Here is a 19,343-nt window from a genome sequence, read left to right on the forward strand (position 1 = left end):
CGCGAAGATGCGCGGCGCCACGGCTGGGGCGCATCCTTGCTGTGTGACCTGGTACGGCGCGGCCGGGCCCGCACCGCCGAGCCAGAGCGGGGCTACGACCGGGAACCCGGACAGCGAAGGCCGAGCTCCGGACGAACTCGCGCTGGTGCTCGCCCAAGCCGCGGTGAACGCGATCGAGTCTGCCGGCGGATTCGCCGGCGGCGTCTATCTGCGTTCCCGGACGCCGGGCCTGCTACGGCTGGCGGTCCTGGGCGGCCTGCCCGGCACACTGTTCCGCCCCTGGTGGCGCATGCACGTCAACCGCCCCTTCCCCGTGGCCGAGGCGCACCGCTCGGGCCGGCTCGTCCTCCTCGCCGACGCCGAAGACGCCATGCGACGGTTCCCGCAGTTCATGGCCGGTCTGCCGTTTTCTTTCGGCTCGCTGTACGTTCCCGTCGCCGACGGGCGCGAGAAGTTCGGGGTGCTGGTGGTGCTGCGCGCGGCCACGACCGGTGTCCCCGTCGACGAGACCGATCGCCGCCGGATGCTGCAGGCCGGAGAACGGCTCGCCGCCGCGCTCGCCGGACTGTGCGCGGACGGAAAGACCGTCGAGTGGGAGGGCGAGCCGGTCTGCGTACACCTGCCGTCCGTCACCACACCTCCGGTGCGGATCGGCAATTTCGAATGGGATCTGGCCGACGGCGCGGTAGCGGCCGACGACGAACTGTGCGCCATCCTCGGCATCTCCCCGGCGGCCTTTCCCGGCACGGTCGATGCTCTGGCGGCGCGGCTGGACCCGGAGGACGCGTACGGGCTGTGGGCCGTCGCCCGGCACGTGGCGAAGTCGGGCGCTCCGGTGACCCGCAGGATGCGGCTGCGGGGCCCGGACGGGCGGCCGCACCTGCTCGAACTCTCCGCCCGCGCCCGGCCGCCCGGCGGCGGCCCCGGCGGCCACCTGGCCGGTTTCCTCGTGGACTTCGGCGCCGGCCCTGTCGTCGCCGAGGCGACCGACCGGCTGCCGCGCGCGATCCTGTCGCTCGACCGGGTCGGACGGATCACCTATTTGAACCACAGCGCGGAGACACTCTTCGGCCAGGCGCGGTCCCACCTGACCGGCCGTGTCCTGTGGGACGCCCTGCCGTGGTTCGGGCATCCGGCGTACGAGGAGCACTTCCGGGCGGCGCTGCTCTCCGACGAGGACGTCCACTTCACGGCCCGCCGCTCGGCCGGGCCGGAGGAGTGGCTGTCGGTCTCGCTGTATCCGGGCCACGACGGCCTGACCGCCACGATCGCCCCGGCGGACCAGCCCGCGTACGCGCCGGGGTCGGTCACCAGACCGGGCACCGGCCTCGGCTCTCCGGCCGACCGCGCGTCGGCGCTGTACCGCCCGGTCGCCCTGGCCATCGCGCTGACCGAGGCCGTCACGGCACGCCAGGTGTCCTCGGTGGTCACCGACGAGCTGCTGCCCGCCTTCGGCGGCCGGCAGCTCGCGATCTACCTGCTGAACGAACGACATCTCTACCTGGCCTGGGAGACCGGTTTCCCGCAGGGATTCCTGGACCGCTTCGACGGCGTGAGCCTCGACGCCCGGCTGCCCGGCGTCGAGACGCTCACCACGGGCCGCCCCCTGTTCTTCGAGTCGATGGAACACCTGGCCGCCGCCTACCCCGGCATCCCGATGGACGCCCATGTCGGCGCCAGGGCCTTCCTGCCGCTGATCGCCTCCGGACGCCCCGTCGGTTCGTGCATCCTCGGTTTCGACCAGCCGCGCGGCTTCAGCCCCGAAGAGCGCACGGTCCTCACCGCTCTGGCCGGTCTCATCGCGCAGGCCCTCCAGAGGGCCCAGCGTTACGACACCGAAGCCGCCCTCGCCCGTGGCCTGCAGAACGCGCTGCTGCCGCACCGGCTGCCCGTCGTCGAGCACGTCGACACCGTCGCGCGGTACCTGTCCGGCACCCAGGGCATGGAGGTGGGAGGCGACTGGTACGACGTGGTCGTCACGGGCCAGGGGCTGGCTCTGGTCGTGGGCGACGTACAGGGGCACGGTGTCGCCGCGGCCGCCACGATGGGCCAGCTGCGCAGCGCCGTACGGGCCTTCGCCCTCGCCGGACAGGACCCGCGGGAGGTCATGCACGACACCAACTGTCTGCTCATCGACATCGATCCCGGCCAGTTCGCCAGCTGTTGTTACATCGTCCTCGACCCGGCGTCCGGGGCCGCGCAGGCCGTACGGGCCGGGCATCCGCAGCCGCTGCTGCGCCACAGCGACGGCAGGGCGGAGGTCCTGGACCTGGCCGGCGGCATCGTGCTGGGCGTGGACCAGGAGGCCTCGTACCCCGTCACCGAACTGCGGCTCGAACCGGGCGCCGTGCTGGCACTGTTCACGGACGGGCTGGTGGAGCAGCCGGGCATCGACATCGACCTGGGCATCGAGCGGCTGCGCGCCACCTTCTCCCACATCGGCTCGTCCTCGCTGGCCGAGACGGCGGACCGTCTGATCCGGGAGGCCCGGCAGTCCGCCGACCGGCCCGACGACATCGCGCTTCTGCTCGCCGCCCGCTGGGCGGAACCGACAAGGCAGGTGCCATGAGCGCGGTACACGCAGCCGGGGACGCCGACTTCCACGGCCCCCTCGACGTCTCCAGAGCGGCGACGGCCGTGCTGGACGCCGACGACACGGTCGTGGGATGGAGTCCGGCGGCGCAGACGCTGCTGGGCTACCCGCCCCAGGAGGTGCTCGGGCGTCCCGTCGGCACCTTTCTGGTGGATGGCGAGGACGGAGCCGGTACGGACGCGAGCCGTACGGCCGTGGACCGGGCGGCCGTGGACCGGGCGGCCGTGGACCGGGCGGCCGTGGACCGGGCGGCCCCGCACCTGCCCGGCCTCCCCGGATCGGCGTCCGTCCACCGACAGGTGCTGCGGATGCGCCACCGCGACGGCCACGTGATCCGTGTCGTCACGGCCATGCTCGCCCTGTCCCCCGCCGGCGCGGGCCCCGCCCGGCTGCTGGCGGTCGCCGACGCCGAGGAGACGGAGCAGTGGGAGGCCCTGCAGTCGATGCTGCGGGGGCTGGCCACCCAGTCGCCGGTGGGCCTGGCGATCTACGACACGAACCTGCGGGTGGTGTGGACGAACGCCGCCCTCTACAGCGAGATGGGGAATACGCAGTACACCGGTCTCGGCCCGGACGAGATGGTGGCCGACGGCGAGATCCTGTCCGAGCGGTACCCGCCGACCCTGGAGGAGACGATGCGGCGGGTGATCGCCACGGGCGAGCCTGTCATCGAGCTCCATTACCGCGGCCGCCCACCCGGCGACCCGGAGCGCGACCACGTCTGGTCGTGTTCGTACTACTGGCTGCGGGACACCACCGGAGCCTCGCTGGGGGTGTGCGAGGAGACGATGGACATCACGGACCGCTACCTCGCGCAGCAGCGGCTGGACCTGCTGGTGCGGGCCGGCGGACAGGTGGGCACGACCCTGGACATGGCCCGTACGGCCCAGGAGCTCGCGGAGGTCACCGTCCCGCAGTTCGCCGACGAGGTCACGGTCGACCTCCTGGAGGCCGTACTGGAAGGCGATCAGCCCACCTGGCGGACCGCGCAAGCGGGCGACGTGATCCGCGTGTGGGGACCGGGAAGCGGAGCGCCCACCGCGGAGCGCCCCGCGGCACCGCGGCGGATCGACTACCCGCCGGACTCCCCCCAGGCCCGTAGCCTGTCCTCCGGCCGCTCGGTGCAGGACCGCCCGGTCCACCCGGAAGACACCAACGGGCAGCCACAGGCGCAGGCGCAACCGCAGCCGGGCGCACGGCTGGTGGTGCCGCTGCGCGCCGAAGGCACCACACTGGGCGTGGTGACGTTCGCCTGGGACCGCCGCCGCGACCCGTTCGACGCCGGGGAGCTGGCCGTGGCGGACGAACTCGTCGCCCGTACCGCCGTGAGCATCGACAACGCCCGCCGCTACACCCGTGAGCACACCGCGGCTCTCATGCTCCAGCACAGCCTGCTGCCGCAGAACCTCCCGGAGCTGTCCGGCGTGGAGCTGGCGCACCGCTACCTCCCCGCCGACAACAAGGCCGGTGTCGGCGGCGACTGGTTCGACGTCATCGCCCTGTCCGGCACGCGGGTGGGCCTGGTCGTGGGAGACGTGGTCGGGCACGGTCTGCGGGCGGCCGCCACCATGGGCCGCCTGCGCACGAGCGTACGGGCGCTCGCCCGGCTGGACCTCGCGCCCGACGAACTGCTCTCCCGCCTTGACGACCTGGTCAACCAGGCGGCCAACGAGGGCGCCGTCCCCGTCGACGGCCACACGATGCCCTATGACGAAGCACTGGGCGTGACGTGCCTGTACGCCGTCTACGACCCGGTGTCCGGCCTGTGCAGGATGGCCAGGGCCGGCCACCCGTCCCCCGCCGTGGTCGACCCCGCGGCCGGTTCCGTCACCTTCCCCGACCTGCCCGCGGGTCCACCGCTCGGACTGGGGGGCCTGCCGTTCGAGACGGCGGAGCTGAAGCTGCCGGAAGGCAGCCTCGTCGCGCTGTTCACCGACGGCCTGGTGCAGAGCCGCGAACGGGACCTCGCCGACCAGCTCGACGGCCTGCGCTCCGTACTCACCGAGCACCGGCGCCCACTGGACGAGCTGTGCGACCGGACGGTCGAGACGCTGCTGCCCGGTTCCGTGGACGACGACGTGGCGCTGCTTCTCGTACGTACGCGCATGCTCGGCCGCCACCAGGTGGCCGTGTGGGACCTGACCTCCGATCCGGAGGCGGTCGGTTTCGCGCGGGCCGTCGCCACCAAGAAAGTCGGCGAATGGGGCCTGGAGGCGCTCTCGTTCACCACCGAACTCGTGGTCAGCGAACTCGTCACCAACGCCATCCGGCACGCCGCCTCGGGCCCGATCCAGCTACGGCTCATCCGCGACCGGACCCTGATCTGCGAGGTCTCCGACAGCGGACACACCTCACCTCACCTGCGCCATGCCCGCAGCGACGACGAAGGCGGCCGGGGCCTTTTCCTCGTGGCGCAGATGACCCAGCAGTGGGGCACCCGCTACACGTCCACCGGCAAGACCATCTGGGCCGAGCAGCCGCTCGTACCGGAAGACGAGACGGACAGGTTCTGACAACCCGTCGGGACCCCAGAAATGTCAGAAGGCCGTGTCGGATTACTCCGATACGGCCTCTGACTTGCGACTCTTTCGAGTCGGGACGACAGGATTTGAACCTGCGACCCCTTGACCCCCAGTCAAGTGCGCTACCAAGCTGCGCCACGTCCCGATGCCGCCTGACCTGGGGTTTCCCCTGGCTGGGCGTGCAACAGAACAATACCTCACTCTCTGAGCGGTCCCGACTGCCGCCGGGACTTCAACGCCTGTCCGGGACGGGTCCGGTGACCGCGTACCGGGACGCGTGACAATGGGCGGATGGACGACAGGGAACGGGACATGGACAGGAGGGACCGCGATCCCGAGGGGCGGGCGCGCAGCGCGCGGCCGCGCGACGGGCTCGGCAGGCCGCTGCCGTACGGCGCCGAGGGCGTGGCCCGGCAGCCCGAGGGCGTGGAGCGCACCGGGGACGAGTCGGTGTACGAGGCGCAGCGGCTGCTCGACGCCGGTATGCCGTTCCACGCGCATGAGGTCTTCGAGGACGCCTGGAAGTCGGGCCCCGAAGCGGAGCGCGCCCTGTGGCGCGGCCTCGCCCAGCTCGCCGTCGGTCTCACCCACGCGGCCCGTGGCAACCGGAGCGGCGGTGCGAGGCTGCTGCGGCGCGGCGCCGCCGGTCTCGCCGCGTACGGCGACGCGCGTCCGTACGGGATCGCCCTCACCGAACTGACCGCGTGGGCGGAGGAGCTGGCCGGCCGTGTCGTGCGGGAGGAGAAGCCCGTACCGGCGGCCGAGAGCGCTCCGCGCCTGCGCGGGCGGCCCGAGGCCGAGGCCGGCGGACCCGATGCGGCAGACTCCGTCAGGTGAGAAAGATCTATGTCATAGGCATCGGCGCGGGTGATCCGGACCATCTGACGATCCAGGCCGTAAAAGCGCTCAACACGGTGGACGTCTTCTTCCTCCTCGACAAGGGGGAGGAGAAGTCGGACCTGATCCGGCTGCGGCACGAGATCCTCGGCCGTCACATCGCGGACGGGCGGGAGTACCGGCTGGTCGAGGGACGCGATCCGGACCGCGACCGCAGGGCGGGAGGCGCCGACTACTCCCCCGCGGTCGGCGACTGGCGCAGCCGCCGGGCCGACATCTTCGAGCGGATGATCACCGACGAGCTGAGCGAGGACGAGACCGGCGCGTTCCTGGTGTGGGGCGATCCGGCGCTGTACGACAGCACGCTCGGCATCCTGGAGGAGATCCTGGAGCGCGGGAAGGTGACCTTCGAGCACGAGGTCGTCCCCGGTGTCAGCAGCGTGTCCGCGCTGGTCGCCCGGCACCGCACCGGGTTGAACCAGGTAGCGAAGCCCGTCCAGATCACGACGGGCCGACGGCTCGCCGAGGGCTGGCCCGAGGGCACGGACGACGTGGTGGTGATGCTCGACGCCCACCAGGTCTTCCAGCGGTACGCCGAGGAGGACCCGTACATCTACTGGGGCGCCTACATCGGCACCGCGGACGAGATCCTCGTCTCCGGCAGGCTCTCCGAGGTCTCGGACCGGATCCTGCGGCTGCGCGCCGAGGCCCGCGCCCGCAAGGGCTGGATCATGGACACGTACCTGCTGCGCCGGGAATCGCACCGGGACTGAGGCACCCGAGCCGCTTCAGCTCCGCGACCGCCCCCGCCACATCGGGGACGGTACGCACGCCGGGCGGTGGAGCCGGCCGCCGCACGACGACGACCGGCAGGCCGAGCTGCCGGGCCGCGGTGAGCTTCGCGGCGGTGGCGGGGCCGCCGCTGTCCTTGGTGACGAGGACGTCGGCGGCGTACGTACGCAGCAGCTCCCTCTCGCCCTCGACGGTGTACGGGCCGCGGTCCAGCAGGAGCCGCGTACGGCGCGGCAACGGCGGCTCCGGGGGCTCTACGGAACGTACGAGGAAGTCGATCCCGTCCAGCCCGGCGAAGGCGGCCAGGCCGAGTCTGCCGGTGGTCAGGAAGACCCGGCGGCCGAGCCCCGGCAGCAGCGCCGCCGCGTCGTCCAGGCTGTCGGCGTGGTGCCAGCGGTCGCCGGGGCCCGGCTGCCAGCCGGGGCGGCGCAGCGCGACCAGCGGGACGCGGGCGGCAGCCGCCGCCGTCGCCGCGTTCGCGCTGATCACGGCGGCGAACGGGTGCGTGGCGTCGATCACAGCGGCGACCTTCTTCTCGCTCAGCCAGGCCGCCATCGGCCCCGGACCGCCGAAGCCTCCGACGCGAATCTCACCATCAGGCATCCTTGGTTGTGTCACCCGTCCTGCGAGCGAGGTCGTCACGCGCAGGAGGGGGACCGGAGCCAGTGTCCGCGCTAGCTGCCTGGCCTCCGTCGTACCGCCGAGTATCAGTACATGGCCAGTGCCGGTGATCATGCCGTCACGCTACCGGAGGGACCCCGAGGGGGCCGTTTCGGGAAAGTGGTTCAGGTCACTCTATTCAAGGCGTAACGAAATGGCGCGAGCGTGCGATGAACCCACAGGTGTCGTCGCGCTGCCCCTTACGTCATGCGACCTCGCCTAGTCATCATTTTTGCTACGAGAGGCTCCTCGTGTCGGTCAGTCCGTCCCGCCCGTTCCCACAGGAGATTGCGGAATCCCCCTCCCTGGTCGCGCTCATCGAGCGTGGCAAGGAGCAGGGTCACATCAACGGCGACGACGTACGCCACGCCTTCGAGGCGGACAGCATTCCCGCGGACCAGCTCAAGCGGGTGCTGCGCAGCCTCAACCAGGTCCTCGACGAAGAGGGCGTGACGCTCATGGTCACGGCGCCCAAGGCTCCGGCCAAGGCGCCCGTCAAGCGTGCGCGCAAGACCGTCGCGAGGGACGAGGAAAAGCGTCCGGCGACCAAGAAGGCCGCCGTCAAGAAGACCGTCAAGAAGACCGCTTCGGCGACGTCACAGGCGGCTCCCGCGTCAATATCGGTAATGGACTCCGCCGCCGAGACCGAGGCCCCCGCCGCCCCGGCGAAGCGCGCCGCGAAGAAGACGACCGCGAAGAAGACCGCTGCCAAGAAGGCCGCCGCGGCCCCCGACGAGCCGCAGGGCGACGCCTGGGCCGACGAGGCGCCCGTCGCCGACGAGGCGGACGAGAAGCCGACGAAGCAGCCGCAGCAGGGTGACGGTTACGTCCTGTCCGACGAGGACGAGGACGACGCGCCCGCGCAGCAGGTCATGGTCGCCGGCGCCACCGCCGACCCGGTCAAGGACTACCTGAAGCTGATCGGCAAGGTGCCGCTGCTCAACGCCGAGCAGGAGGTCGAGCTGGCCAAGCGCATCGAGGCGGGTCTCTTCTCCGAGCACAAGCTGGAGGAGGAGGACGAGCAGGACCCGGTCTTCCGCCGCGAGCTGGAGATCCTCGTCGAGGACGGCCGCCGGGCCAAGAACCACCTGCTGGAGGCCAACCTCCGCCTGGTGGTCTCGCTGGCCAAGCGCTACACCGGCCGCGGCATGCTCTTCCTGGACCTCATCCAGGAGGGCAACGTCGGTCTGATCCGCGCGGTGGAGAAGTTCGACTACACCAAGGGCTTCAAGTTCTCGACGTACGCCACCTGGTGGATCCGGCAGGCGATCACCCGCGCGATGGCCGACCAGGCCCGCACCATCCGTATCCCGGTGCACATGGTCGAGGTCATCAACAAGCTGGCCCGTGTCCAGCGCCAGATGCTCCAGGACCTGGGCCGCGAGCCCACCCCGGAGGAGCTGGCCAAGGAACTCGACATGACCCCCGAGAAGGTCATCGAGGTCCAGAAGTACGGCCGCGAGCCCATCTCGCTGCACACCCCGCTGGGTGAGGAGGGCGACAGCGAGTTCGGTGACCTGATCGAGGACTCCGAGGCGGTCGTCCCGGCCGACGCGGTCTCCTTCACCTTCCTGCAGGAGCAGCTGCACTCGGTGCTCGACACCCTGTCCGAGCGTGAGGCGGGTGTGGTCTCGATGCGCTTCGGTCTGGCCGACGGTCAGCCGAAGACGCTGGACGAGATCGGCAAGGTCTACGGCGTGACGCGTGAGCGCATCCGTCAGATCGAGTCGAAGACCATGTCGAAGCTGCGGCACCCGTCGCGCTCGCAGGTCCTGCGCGACTACCTCGACTAAGAGATCCGGGGCTCCTCCCAGAGCTCCTGTGCAGCGGCTTCGGCGCCTCGGGCGGATCACTCGCCCGTGGCGCCGAGCCGCGTTCGGGGTCACGGGGTCACGGGGTCACGGGATGAGAAACGCGTCCGCCGCCACCGCCGCTGCCAGGCCCGCCACCAGCAGCCAGGTGCCCAGTCGCGTGCGCCCGCGCCGGCTGAGCTCGATCACGCCACCGCACAGGATGAGTGCCAGCCCGTACACCCCGACGACCAGAACCGACGACCGGCTCGCCAGCCGCACAGCCAACACCGCTCCCACCGCCACCATCAGGACCGACGCGGCGGCGATGCGCAGGCGCCGGGCCTGACGGGGCGTGAGGCCACCGGTCCGGACGGGAGAGGGGTCGGTCACTGCCTGTTCCTGGTCAGAAGCGCTCATGAGTTCGGATCGTAATCGCTCGTACGGGCACCGTTGCGCCACTCCACAACCCGTCCGGCCGGACCGGCGGACGCGTGCGATAGGTTTTGCCTCTCCTTGACCACGATCGACTTCACGCGCGGAGACTTGAGACCAATGGAAGACATCGTCAACGGACTTGGCCGCTCCGCCGCCTACGGCGCCCTCGGCGTGGTGCTGCTGACGCTCGGCATATTTCTCGTGGACGCCCTGACGCCGGGCAAGCTGGGCCGGCAGATCTGGGAGGAGCGCAACCGCAATGCGGCGCTTCTGCTCAGCTCGGCGCTGCTGGGTATCGGCGGGATCGTGTTCACGTCGATCTGGACGACGTACAACGACTTCGGCAAGGGGCTTGTGTCGACGGCCGCGTTCGGGGTTCTGGGGCTCGTGATGATGGCGGTGGCGTTCCTGGTCGTCGACCTGGTGACGCCGGGGAAGCTGGGCGAAACGCTGGTGCAGGAAGAGCCGCATCCGGCGGTGTGGGTGACCGCGTCGTGCAATGTCGCCGTGGCGGCGATCGTTTCCGCGTCCATCGCCTGAGGCGACGCGGCGCCGGCGGGCCGGGCGGTGCCCTGCGGAGCTTGCTCCCCACCCCGCCCCTTCCCGAACCGGGCCAAGCCCCAGAGCCCGGCCCCGGAGCCCGGATGCCCTACGGGCGAGTCGTCCTCAAACGCCGGACGGGCTGAAGTGCCCTGGCGTGGAGCGGAGGGGAGGGGCGGGAAGGGACTAACGAGCCCGTCACGGTTCTACCCAACCTCACCAACGCTCTGACACCTACCGCACAGCGGCAACCGGTGCACCGCCCTGGGCACGGCCGTGCGCACGGCCCTGGGCAGGCTGATCAACAGCCGGCTCGCACCGGCACGTCGGCCACCCGCCCTCCGGCACTCTCACCGCCCCAGCGCGACAATCCGCGTACGGAGCCCCCAGCGCGCCCGGCAACTCTCCCCTGACCCCGCGTGATGTGAGCGCACCCGCGCCCCTCCGTCCGGTTGGCACTCGCCCCACGTGACGTTCCGCGTACCGCGCACCCTCCGCCCGTCCGGTGGCATCGCCCGGCGCCGGGGCACCTTCCACGTTGCCCAACCGCCCGTCCGCTCGGCGGCCTTCGGCCGGTGCGGCGAGCGCCTATCCGTGCGGCAACCGCCCAGCCCGTCCGGCGTTTGAGGACCGGGGGCCGGGGCGAGCCCCGGTTCGGCCTACGCTCCCCCTCCGCGGGAGCGGTCTCCGCGTACACAAGGCCTACTCGTCACCCGTTCGGTTACTCCTTGCGCACACGCATGAGCCCAGTGTGCAAAGTTGGCGAGTCTAAACCCGCCAGGAGGGCCCGTGCAGAGGGTTAGGTGAATATGCCGCAGCACTGATCCCATCTGGCTAAGCTCGCTCGAAGCGCGCCGAGTTGATATGAAACCACACACTTGTTCGCAAGTGTCTTGATAGTTCGAGTACATCCCGAATCGACCGCCAGAGGGTTTACATGGTTCGCGTTGAATCACCTCCAACTGACAGAGAATCCCCCTTCTTTCGCGCGCTCGTGCCACCCGCCCTCCTGATGGCCGCCGCCACCGCCGCCGCCTTCGTCGTCGTACCGGGTCCCGCCCGGATACCAGTCATGTGGTTCGGCGTTCTGGCGACCGTGGTCGTGACGGCCGTCGCCGCCCAAGTCGTCCGTCGCGGGCGGGCCATGCGGGCCCTGCGGGGGGAGTACGAGCAGCGCCTCGCCGTGCTCGACCAGCGCGTCACCGGACACGCCCACCAGACCCTGCGGCTCAGCAACGAGCTGCTGCCTGCCACCATCCGCCGCCTCCGGCAGGGGCAGTCGCCCGACGAGGTGATGCGGGACATGGTGGACGCGGACCCGACGTACCGCGATCTCCCCGAACCGGAGCGCGCCCTGGTGCGCTCCGTCCTCGAGATCGTCGACAACGAGGAAGCGATGCGCGACTCCGCGCAGCGCGCGTTCGTCAACATCGCGCGCCGCGTGCAGGCCATCGTGCACCAGCAGTCCAGCGAGCTGCGGCTGATGGAGGAGGACCACGGGCGCAACCCCGCGGTCTTCGACGACCTGCTGCGCCTCGACCACGGCACGTCGCTGATCGGCCGCCTCGCCGACTCCATCGCCGTACTCGGCGGCGGCCGGCCCGGACGCCAATGGCCCGAGCCCGTACCGCTGTTCAGCGTTCTGCGGGGCGCCATGTCCCGGATCCTGGAGTACCAGCGGGTCGATCTGCATTCGATCGCCAAGGTCGCCATCATCGGTACGGCCGTCGAACCGCTCATCCACGCCTGCGCGGAGCTCCTCGACAACGCCACGCGCTACTCCCCTCCGCAGACCCGCGTGCACGTCACCGCCGTGGAGGTACAGACCGGCATCGCCATCGAGATCGAGGACGGCGGCGTCAGCCTCAGCGAGGAAGCCAGGGGCCGGGCCGAGCGCATGCTGGCCCGCGCCCAGGCGGGCATCGACCTCAACGACCTCGGTGAGACGCCGCGGCTCGGCATGGCCGTCGTCGGCCGCCTCTCGCAGATGTACGACCTCAAGGTCTCGCTGCGGCAGTCCGCGTACGGCGGCGTCCGCGCGGTGCTCATCGTGCCGCGCGACGTGATCACCACCGGTCGCGCCCCCGGCATCGCCCACGGCATCGGCGCGCAGGCGATCCCCCGGCAGGGCCCGTCCGGCCTGTCCGAGGCGGAAGAGGCTCGTGTCCCCAGGCGCAAGCCCAAGCCCAAGCCCGCCGTCCAGCCGCAGCGTCCGGTGCACATGCCGGTCGGCAGGGAGGAGGACGTCCCCGAGGTGACCGAATGGACGGCGCAGGGGCTGCCGCAGCGCCGCAGCCGGGGCCGTGCACCGCTCGGGTCCCACAACCTGCCGCCCGAACAGCGTCCGCCGCTCAACGGCCACACCAACGGCCACACCAACAGCCATGCCAACGGCGCGGCCAAGGAGCCCGAGCCGGAGCCGGGGCTCTGGATCGAAGCCTTCAACAAGGGGTTCAACGGGGAGCTGCCGGACCCGTCGGCCGATGACGAACCTGACGACGCGTTGGACAAGGGAGATCTCAAGTGATCACGCAACGGGCGAATTTCGACTGGATGCTCAAGGAACTGGCCGACGGGGTACCGCAGATCCAGCAGATCGTGGTCCTGTCCGCCGACGGACTGCGCATCGCCCGGCACGGCGGCGACCCCGACATCGCCGACCGGCTCGCGGCAGCCTGCGCCGGGCTCCAGAGCCTCGCCGCGGCCGTCGCCGCCGAGATCCCGTACAGCGAAGGCAAGATGCGGCTCGTCGTCATCGAAGTCGACCGTGGCCTCTTCTACATGATGGCGGCCGGGACCGGCGCCTACCTCGCGGTGCTCGCCGACGAGACGGTGGACGCGGGCCTCATGGGGACGCGTATGCGGGACCTGGTCATCCGTATCGGAGCCCACCTGACGAGCCCTCCGCGCCATGACGGGCAGAGCGCATGAGTCCGCCCCGACGAGAACGGCGACAACCCGGGACGAAGGACCCGGAACGGCTGTACGTGCTCACCGGTGGCGCGGACAGTGCTGACCGGGCCCCGCTCGATCTCGTCACGATGGTCGTCTCCCGCACCGAACCGACACCGACGGTCCAGCCCGAGCAGGCCGCCATCCTGCGGCTGTGCCGGGCCCCGTTGTCGGTGGCCGAGATCTCGGCGTATCTCAACCTGCCCTTCAGCGTGGTGACGGTGCTGGTGACCGATCTCCTCGCCACCGAACTGGTCGAATCGCGGGCGCCCATCGTCCGCGCCGCCCTGCCGGACCGATCCCTCCTCGAAGCGGTGATGCATGGACTTCAGAAGCTCTGACACGATCACCGGCCCGCGCAGCGAGGACGTCCTTCCCACCACGGCCTCGGCCGCGGTGAAGATCGTCATCGTGGGCGGGTTCGGGGTGGGCAAGACCACGATGGTGGGCTCGGTGAGCGAGATCCGTCCGCTGACCACCGAGGAAACCATGACCGAGGCCGGAGTCGGCGTCGACGACAACCTGGAGGGCAAGACCGCCACCACCGTCGCCATGGACTTCGGCCGGATCAGCATCAGCGACGAGCTGATCCTCTACCTCTTCGGCACACCGGGCCAGGAGCGTTTCTGGTTCCTGTGGAACGGCCTGTTCGAGGGCGCCCTGGGAGCGGTGGTGCTGGTCGACACCCGCCGCCTCGAGGTCAGTTTCGACGTGATCGGGCGCCTGGAGGAGCGCGGAGTGCCGTTCGTCGTCGCCATCAACACGTTCCCGGACGCGCCCCGTTACCCACTCGACGTCCTGCGCACCGCCCTCGACCTGCCCCCCGAAGTGCCGATAGTGGACTGCGACGCGCGAGGGCGCGGGTCCTGCCGCGATGTCCTCCTGACGCTGATGCGCTATCTGCACTCCTTGTCCCTGTAACTGCCGGGTCCGGTACGTGCCCGGCCCCCGCGACCACCGGGGCCCTGTATCTGCCGGCCCGATCGCCCGATCCCTGGAGTGACCGTGACAACCCCCTTCCACCATCTACCCGGAGCGGACGACGGGGCTCTTCCGCCCCCGGCATGCCCGGCCCACGCCATCACCGCGACGGGCCCGGGCGGCCTGCGCCGGCTGTACGGGCCGGAGCACGAGAACGACCCGATGGCCGTGTACGAGAAGCTCCGCGCCGAGCACGGCCCGGTCGCCCCCGTACTGCTCAACGACGACGTACCGGCCTGGCTGGTCCTCGGTCACACCGAGAACCTGCACATGACCCGCACCCCTTCCCAGTTCTCCCGCGACTCGCGCCACTGGCGCCTGGTCGCCGACGGAACCGTGCCCCCCGACCATCCGCTGGCCCCGGTCTTCACCTGGCAGCCCATCTGCGTCTTCGCCGACGGCGGGGACCACGAGCGGCTGCGGGGTGCGGTCACCGACAGCATCGGGCGCATCGACACGCGCGGTGTACGCCGCCACATCAACCGGTACAGCAACCGGCTCGTCAACAGCTTCTGCCAAGACGGCAAGGCCGACCTGGTGAGCCGCTTCGCCGAGCACCTGCCGATGATGGTGATGTGCCAGATCCTGGGCATGGCGGAGGAGTACAACGAGCGGATCGTGCAGAGCGCCCGCGACATGATCAAGGGCACGGCCACGGCGAACGCCAGCAACGCCTATGTGATGGGCGTACTGAACAGGCATGTGGCCAAGCGCCGGCTCGCACCCGAGGAGGACTTCACCAGCTGGCTCATCGAGCACCCGGCCGGGCTCACCGACGACGAGGTCAGCCAGCATCTGCGGCTGGTGCTGATCGCGGCGTACGAGACGACCGCGAACCTGATCGCCAACGTACTGCGCATGGTGCTCACCGATCCGCGCTTCCGCGCCCAGCTCAGCGGCGGCCACATGACGCTGCCCGAGGCGGTCGAGCAGACGCTGTGGGACGAGCCGCCGTTCACCACGATCCTCGGCCGCTGGGCCGTCGGTGACACCGAGTTCGGCGGCCAGCAGATCAAGAAGGGCGACGCCCTGATCGTCGGCATCGCCGCCGCCAATGTCGATCCGGTGGTACGCCCCGACCCGCACGCCTCGATGCAGGGCAACCGGGCCCACCTCGCCTTCAGCGGCGGGCCGCACGAGTGCCCGGGGCAGGACATCGGGCGCGCCATCGCCGACACCGGCGTCGACGCGCTGCTGATGCGCCTGCCCGACCTGCAACTCGCTGTCGAGGAGCATGAATTGCAGTACAGAAGCGCCCTCATGTCCAGGCATCTGATCGCGCTCCCGGTGAAGTTCGCCGCGCGAGGGCCGCAGTCCGACGCCGAGAGCCTCATCACCACGGCGTCGCGCACGAGGCCGCAACCGGACTGGCAGGTGGACTCGCCGGCCGCCGTGAGCGCGCCACAGCCCGCCCAGGTGCCGGGGCCCGCGCCCGAACCCGTACCGGCAACGCCACCCGCGGCAGTACAGACACCGGTCACGATTCCGGCTCAGCGCAGGCCGGTGGCGCCGAAGCGGATGTGGCAGTCGCTCACTCGCTGGTGGCGCGGTTACTGACCGTCAGAAGATCCCACCACCAGGAGATCGTCGGGAGGGGAAGCGGCTCGAAGCTGTCGTCGGCCGGACGCTGCTTCCACCATCCCTCGTCCGGCTTGCCCGCCGGGGCGGAGGGCACGCTGTAACGGGGGCAACCCGACGCCCAGTCGAGGTGCCCCCGGATGAACTGGCCGAGCCCCTGTACGTACCGGCGCAGTCCGCCGCCCGCGCCCTTCAGCACCTGCTCGCTCAGCCGGAGGAAGAGCACCATGACGCGGTCCCGCATCGCCACGGCCTCCTGGAGCGCGTGGTGCGGATCGCAGCCGAGTTCCTGGCACAGCACGTCTATCAGGTTGAGGTCGTCGCCGGCCCGCAGCAGCTCCTTGTTGCGGGAGTAGAGGTCGTTGTCCCAGCTGACCAGCGTCCAGGTGATCTCGGTGAGGGCCCGCACCCGCGGGTCCTCCAGGTCGTTGTCAGGTATGGAATATCCGGCGACGATCTCGATCATCGCGGTGGAGGGGGCCATTCCTATGGCCCTCATCCACAGCGTCACGTAGTCGTTGAGCGAAGGCAGTTCAGGGCTGCGGCGCCAGGCCGCCTCCCACACCAGCCCCGAGGCGTATACGCGCATGGCGTCGGTCCAGCGGCGGATCTGCTGCCGGGACGCGTACCGCTCCAGTTCCAGGCGGAGTAAGCGCAGCGCGGCCGCGTGCGGCGAGTCGTCCGGCTGGTAGGCATGCGGGGCCTCTATGGCCCGCACAATCCGGGACGTCTCCTGAGCGAGCGCGTCCGCGGTGACGTAGGACTCGTCGCACACGCCGTCGTCGAGCGAGAAGAGCACGGCGTGGAACTTCGCCATCAGGATGAGCGGTTCAAGTTGCCCGTACGACATGGTCGACGCCGTGAGGCCGCCGAAGTCACAGAGGGCGAGCCGCCTGCGCTGATGATCGTCCACGTCGAGGCTCTGTTGGAGCATCCATCGCACGGTGATGTCATTGAGGGCCTCGGCCGACGGGTGGACGACAGACGGCACTGGGCAATAGAAGGGCACGCTCGGCAATTGCTGTCCCAAGCGACGTGGCGAGATTACGGTCATGTTCGGCCTCCGGTTGAGTCCCCGCGTACGCTGGGGCGTATATGCCCATGTCCGACCATCAATAACAATGCAATTGGCCGTCGCCTGAACCAAGTTGATCGCAAGTTGCCCAAAGTTGCAGAAGTCCAATTTCGCCGCTGTGCCGGGGGTTCTCACGACTTACGCCGCTGACTGACGCGTCAGTCAGCACCTCATCACCGGGCTGAATCCGTTGAGGTTGCAGCGATGTTCCCGCCTGGCACATTGCGTTCACCTCAACGCATGAGTACGGTGACCGGCCATGCGGTCAGAACCCGGAAGCCGGGTCGGCGATTCGGGCGCCGAGGTCGCCGAGCGAGTGCGTCAGGTGATCGGCGCCGTCGGTGTGACCCAGCGCGAGTTCGCCCGACGAATCGTCATGGATCCGTCAAAACTCTCGCGTTCACTCAGCGGTGTGCGCCGGTTCACCGTGGCCGAATTGACCCGTATCGCCGACACCGCCGACGTCGACGCACGCTGGCTGCTCGGGGCCCGTACCGACGCCTCCGCGAAGTCCTCAGCCGTACGCCGCGACCGAGCGGCGGCCGTCGCGGCGCGCGAGTGCGGCAGGCCGCTCCAGATCGTCCGGGAGACGGTGCGGCTGATCGCCGAGCGCGGCTTCCATACCGTACGGGTCGCCGACATCGCCGAGGCCTGCGCCACCAGCACCGCCGCCGTCCACTACCACTTCCCCGGCCGGGACGAGCTGCTGGAAGCCGCCGTGCGCTGGTGCATGGACGAGGAGACCGCGCGGCGCGCGGCCAGGATCGCCGACGCGGGCGACGCGGCGGATGAACTGCGGCGGCTGATCGAGCTCCAGACGCCGTACACCGAGCAGCAGCGGTGGCAGTGGAGCGTCTGGCTCAACCTGTGGGCGGAGGCGGCCCGCTCCACCGCCGTGGGCCGGCTGCACATCGCGTACCACCGGCAGTGGCGTGCCACGGTCGCCGATGTGCTGCGGCGCGGTGTCGGCCAGGGCGTCTTCCGCCCCACCACGGACCCGGACGCCGACGCGCTGCGGCTGACCGCACTGATCGACGGCCTGGCCACCCAGGTGCTCGCCGCCGCACCAGGCGCCGGAACAGGCACGAGTCCCGAGGACATGGGGGCGGCGCTGCTCGCGTACGTGGACGCCACCTTGTCCGTACGCAGAGCCGGGATTACGCCCCCGGCCCGGGGTCGGGCCTGACCGGCTCGGTGATGCCGGCGCGGGCGGCTTCGAGCTGGGCGGCGAAGGCGACGCCCAGGAACAGTGCGATTCCGGTGAGATTCGCCCAGAGCATCAAGGCGACGAAGGCGGTGAGCGGCCCATAGACCGCGCCGAAGGAACCGCTCTTGGCGACGTACAGGGCCAGCAGCCAGGTCGCCACCACCCACAGCACCAGGTGTACGGCGGATCCGACGGCGAGCCAGGTGTAACCGGGCTGATCACGTCGCGGCGCCCAGCGGAATATGACCGCCGACGCCAGCAGTGCCAGCAGGACACCGACCGGCACCTCCAGCGGGCCCCACACGTCGAGCAGGGACTCCGGCCACCCGAGCGCCTCCACCAGCGACTCCCCCACCGCCTCACCGGCGACCATGACGAGGAAACCCAGCACCATCGGCACCCCGGCCCCCAGGGCCAGCAGCAGACTTCGGCCGTACTTCGCGAGAAACGGCCGGTCCCTCTCGATCCCGTAGATGCGGTTGCTGCCGCGCTCGATCTGCCCCATGGCCGAGGTCAGGTTGAGTACGGCGAAGCCGAGCCCCAGCCACATGGCGACCGCGATCGATGTACTGCCGCCGGCGCTGCGTCTGGTGTCCGCGAGGGCTTCTTCCACCAGCTCGTTGCTGGCACCCGGCACGATGTGCCCAAGTGTCAGCTCGACCACGCGCCCCACACTGTCGGTGTGCACGCTCGCGGCGACGCCCACCAGGGCGATGGCGAACGGCACGATGCCCAGCACCACCTGGAAGGCGAGGGACCGGGCATAGCTGAATCCGTCGGCGTACCGGAAGCGGGAAAAGGCATCGAGGAACAGCTTGCGCCCCCCGTAGTGCCGCAGAGCGGTCAGGGCTTCGTCGCCCGAGAGTTCCTCCCCGATCATGTCCCGAGTCTGGGGGACATGCACCACAGTTCCCATCGGACGCCCACTTTCACTCGAATGTTTGCCGCATCGACTCCGGTCCTGAGAATACGATCCCAGAACGCAAAAAAGCCCCGGCCCCTGGACATAAGTCCAGGGGCCGGGGCATAAAATTTGTTCGGCGGCGTCCTACTCTCCCACAGGGTCCCCCCTGCAGTACCATCGGCGCTGAAAGGCTTAGCTTCCGGGTTCGGAATGTAACCGGGCGTTTCCCTAACGCTATGACCACCGAAACACTATGAAGATATCGAACCGGATAACGGCACAGTTCGTTACTTCAGAACTAACACAGTGGACGCGAGCAACTGAGGACAAGCCCTCGGCCTATTAGTACCAGTCAGCTCCACCCGTTACCGGGCTTCCACATCTGGCCTATCAACCCAGTCGTCTACTGGGAGCCTTAACCCCTCAAAGGGGGTGGGAACACTCATCTCGAAGCAGGCTTCCCGCTTAGATGCT

16 protein-coding genes, 1 tRNA gene and 2 rRNA genes are annotated in these 19,343 nt (G+C 70.1%); 12 read left to right on the forward strand and 7 right to left on the reverse strand.

All coding sequences use genetic code 11. The annotated features are described in order from the left end of the window. Nucleotides 1-7: 7 nt before the first annotated feature. Both G412_RS0124535 and G412_RS0124540 read left to right on the forward strand, forming a co-directional pair. On the forward strand, nucleotides 8-2,569 hold the full coding sequence (locus G412_RS0124535) for a SpoIIE family protein phosphatase (protein WP_028814403.1): 2,562 nt from the start codon (nucleotides 8-10) through the stop codon (nucleotides 2,567-2,569). Further along, complete coding sequence (locus tag G412_RS0124540) at nucleotides 2,566-5,106, forward strand: SpoIIE family protein phosphatase (RefSeq protein WP_028814404.1); 2,541 nt, start codon at nucleotides 2,566-2,568, stop codon at nucleotides 5,104-5,106. Before G412_RS0124535 ends, G412_RS0124540 begins: the two co-directional genes overlap by 4 nt. An 80-nt stretch (nucleotides 5,107-5,186) precedes the next feature. Here G412_RS0124540 and G412_RS0124545 read toward each other — a convergent pair. Continuing rightward, nucleotides 5,187-5,260 (reverse strand) — tRNA-Pro (locus tag G412_RS0124545). A gap of 167 nt (nucleotides 5,261-5,427) precedes the next feature. Here G412_RS0124545 and G412_RS35820 point away from each other — a divergent pair. Together G412_RS35820 and cobF are read left to right on the forward strand one after the other, a co-directional pair. Further along, nucleotides 5,428-5,952, forward strand: coding sequence for a DUF309 domain-containing protein (locus tag G412_RS35820; protein WP_051338587.1), 525 nt, complete (start codon nucleotides 5,428-5,430; stop codon nucleotides 5,950-5,952). Then, nucleotides 5,949-6,725 (forward strand): precorrin-6A synthase (deacetylating), encoded by a 777-nt coding sequence (gene cobF, locus G412_RS0124555; RefSeq protein ID WP_028814405.1) that lies wholly within the window; start codon nucleotides 5,949-5,951, stop codon nucleotides 6,723-6,725. Before G412_RS35820 ends, cobF begins: the two co-directional genes overlap by 4 nt. Here the strand turns inward: cobF and G412_RS0124560 are convergent. Beyond that, nucleotides 6,682-7,479, reverse strand: a complete 798-nt coding sequence (locus G412_RS0124560; protein ID WP_028814406.1) for a cobalt-precorrin-6A reductase — start codon at nucleotides 7,477-7,479, stop codon at nucleotides 6,682-6,684. The two genes, cobF and G412_RS0124560, sit on opposite strands and share 44 nt — an antisense overlap. A gap of 176 nt (nucleotides 7,480-7,655) precedes the next feature. On the opposite strand from G412_RS0124560, the gene G412_RS0124565 reads away from it, so the two are divergent. Next, nucleotides 7,656-9,197: an RNA polymerase sigma factor gene (locus G412_RS0124565; protein ID WP_028814407.1), complete on the forward strand. Its 1,542-nt coding sequence runs from the start codon at nucleotides 7,656-7,658 to the stop codon at nucleotides 9,195-9,197. 105 nt (nucleotides 9,198-9,302) lie between these two features. Here G412_RS0124565 and G412_RS0124570 read toward each other — a convergent pair whose 3' ends face one another. Continuing rightward, the gene (locus tag G412_RS0124570) at nucleotides 9,303-9,614 is read right to left on the reverse strand and encodes a hypothetical protein (RefSeq protein WP_028814408.1); all 312 of its coding nucleotides are present in this window, start codon (nucleotides 9,612-9,614) and stop codon (nucleotides 9,303-9,305) included. A gap of 135 nt (nucleotides 9,615-9,749) precedes the next feature. Here G412_RS0124570 and G412_RS0124575 point away from each other — a divergent pair, with 135 nt between their 5' ends. The 6 genes from G412_RS0124575 to G412_RS0124600 all read left to right on the forward strand — a co-directional run bounded on the left by G412_RS0124575 (nucleotide 9,750) and on the right by G412_RS0124600 (nucleotide 15,662). Next, nucleotides 9,750-10,172 carry a DUF350 domain-containing protein gene (locus tag G412_RS0124575; protein ID WP_028814409.1) on the forward strand — a complete coding sequence of 141 codons (423 nt, stop codon included), beginning with the start codon at nucleotides 9,750-9,752 and terminating at the stop codon, nucleotides 10,170-10,172. A gap of 937 nt (nucleotides 10,173-11,109) precedes the next feature. After that, nucleotides 11,110-12,699, forward strand: a complete 1,590-nt coding sequence (locus G412_RS0124580) for a sensor histidine kinase (protein ID WP_028814410.1) — start codon at nucleotides 11,110-11,112, stop codon at nucleotides 12,697-12,699. Next, the gene (locus G412_RS0124585; RefSeq protein ID WP_028814411.1) at nucleotides 12,696-13,103 is read left to right on the forward strand and encodes a roadblock/LC7 domain-containing protein; all 408 of its coding nucleotides are present in this window, start codon (nucleotides 12,696-12,698) and stop codon (nucleotides 13,101-13,103) included. Before G412_RS0124580 ends, G412_RS0124585 begins: the two co-directional genes overlap by 4 nt. Further along, nucleotides 13,100-13,465: a DUF742 domain-containing protein gene (locus tag G412_RS0124590; protein ID WP_028814412.1), complete on the forward strand. Its 366-nt coding sequence runs from the start codon at nucleotides 13,100-13,102 to the stop codon at nucleotides 13,463-13,465. Before G412_RS0124585 ends, G412_RS0124590 begins: the two co-directional genes overlap by 4 nt. Then, complete coding sequence (locus G412_RS0124595; protein WP_028814413.1) at nucleotides 13,446-14,045, forward strand: GTP-binding protein; 600 nt, start codon at nucleotides 13,446-13,448, stop codon at nucleotides 14,043-14,045. The genes G412_RS0124590 and G412_RS0124595 overlap by 20 nt, the downstream gene beginning before the upstream one ends. 84 nt (nucleotides 14,046-14,129) lie before the next feature. Further along, nucleotides 14,130-15,662: a cytochrome P450 gene (locus G412_RS0124600; RefSeq protein WP_028814414.1), complete on the forward strand. Its 1,533-nt coding sequence runs from the start codon at nucleotides 14,130-14,132 to the stop codon at nucleotides 15,660-15,662. Here the strand turns inward: G412_RS0124600 and G412_RS35825 are convergent. Beyond that, nucleotides 15,637-16,617 (reverse strand): terpene synthase family protein, encoded by a 981-nt coding sequence (locus G412_RS35825; RefSeq protein ID WP_157839152.1) that lies wholly within the window; start codon nucleotides 16,615-16,617, stop codon nucleotides 15,637-15,639. The genes G412_RS0124600 and G412_RS35825 overlap by 26 nt on opposite strands. A gap of 400 nt (nucleotides 16,618-17,017) precedes the next feature. Here G412_RS35825 and G412_RS0124610 point away from each other — a divergent pair, with 400 nt between their 5' ends. Further along, nucleotides 17,018-17,944: a TetR/AcrR family transcriptional regulator gene (locus G412_RS0124610; protein ID WP_028814415.1), complete on the forward strand. Its 927-nt coding sequence runs from the start codon at nucleotides 17,018-17,020 to the stop codon at nucleotides 17,942-17,944. Here the strand turns inward: G412_RS0124610 and G412_RS0124615 are convergent. From G412_RS0124615 to G412_RS0124625, 3 genes are all read right to left on the reverse strand, one after another. Further along, nucleotides 17,916-18,881 (reverse strand): YihY/virulence factor BrkB family protein, encoded by a 966-nt coding sequence (locus tag G412_RS0124615; RefSeq protein ID WP_028814416.1) that lies wholly within the window; start codon nucleotides 18,879-18,881, stop codon nucleotides 17,916-17,918. The genes G412_RS0124610 and G412_RS0124615 overlap by 29 nt on opposite strands. Before the next feature lie 119 nt (nucleotides 18,882-19,000). Beyond that, nucleotides 19,001-19,117 (reverse strand): 5S ribosomal RNA (rrf, locus tag G412_RS0124620). 74 nt (nucleotides 19,118-19,191) lie between these two features. Then, nucleotides 19,192-19,343, reverse strand: a 23S ribosomal RNA gene (locus G412_RS0124625); the annotation flags it as partial.

The organism is Streptomyces flavidovirens DSM 40150 (assembly GCF_000429085.1).
Taxonomy (GTDB): Bacteria; Actinomycetota; Actinomycetes; order Streptomycetales; family Streptomycetaceae; genus Streptomyces; species Streptomyces flavidovirens.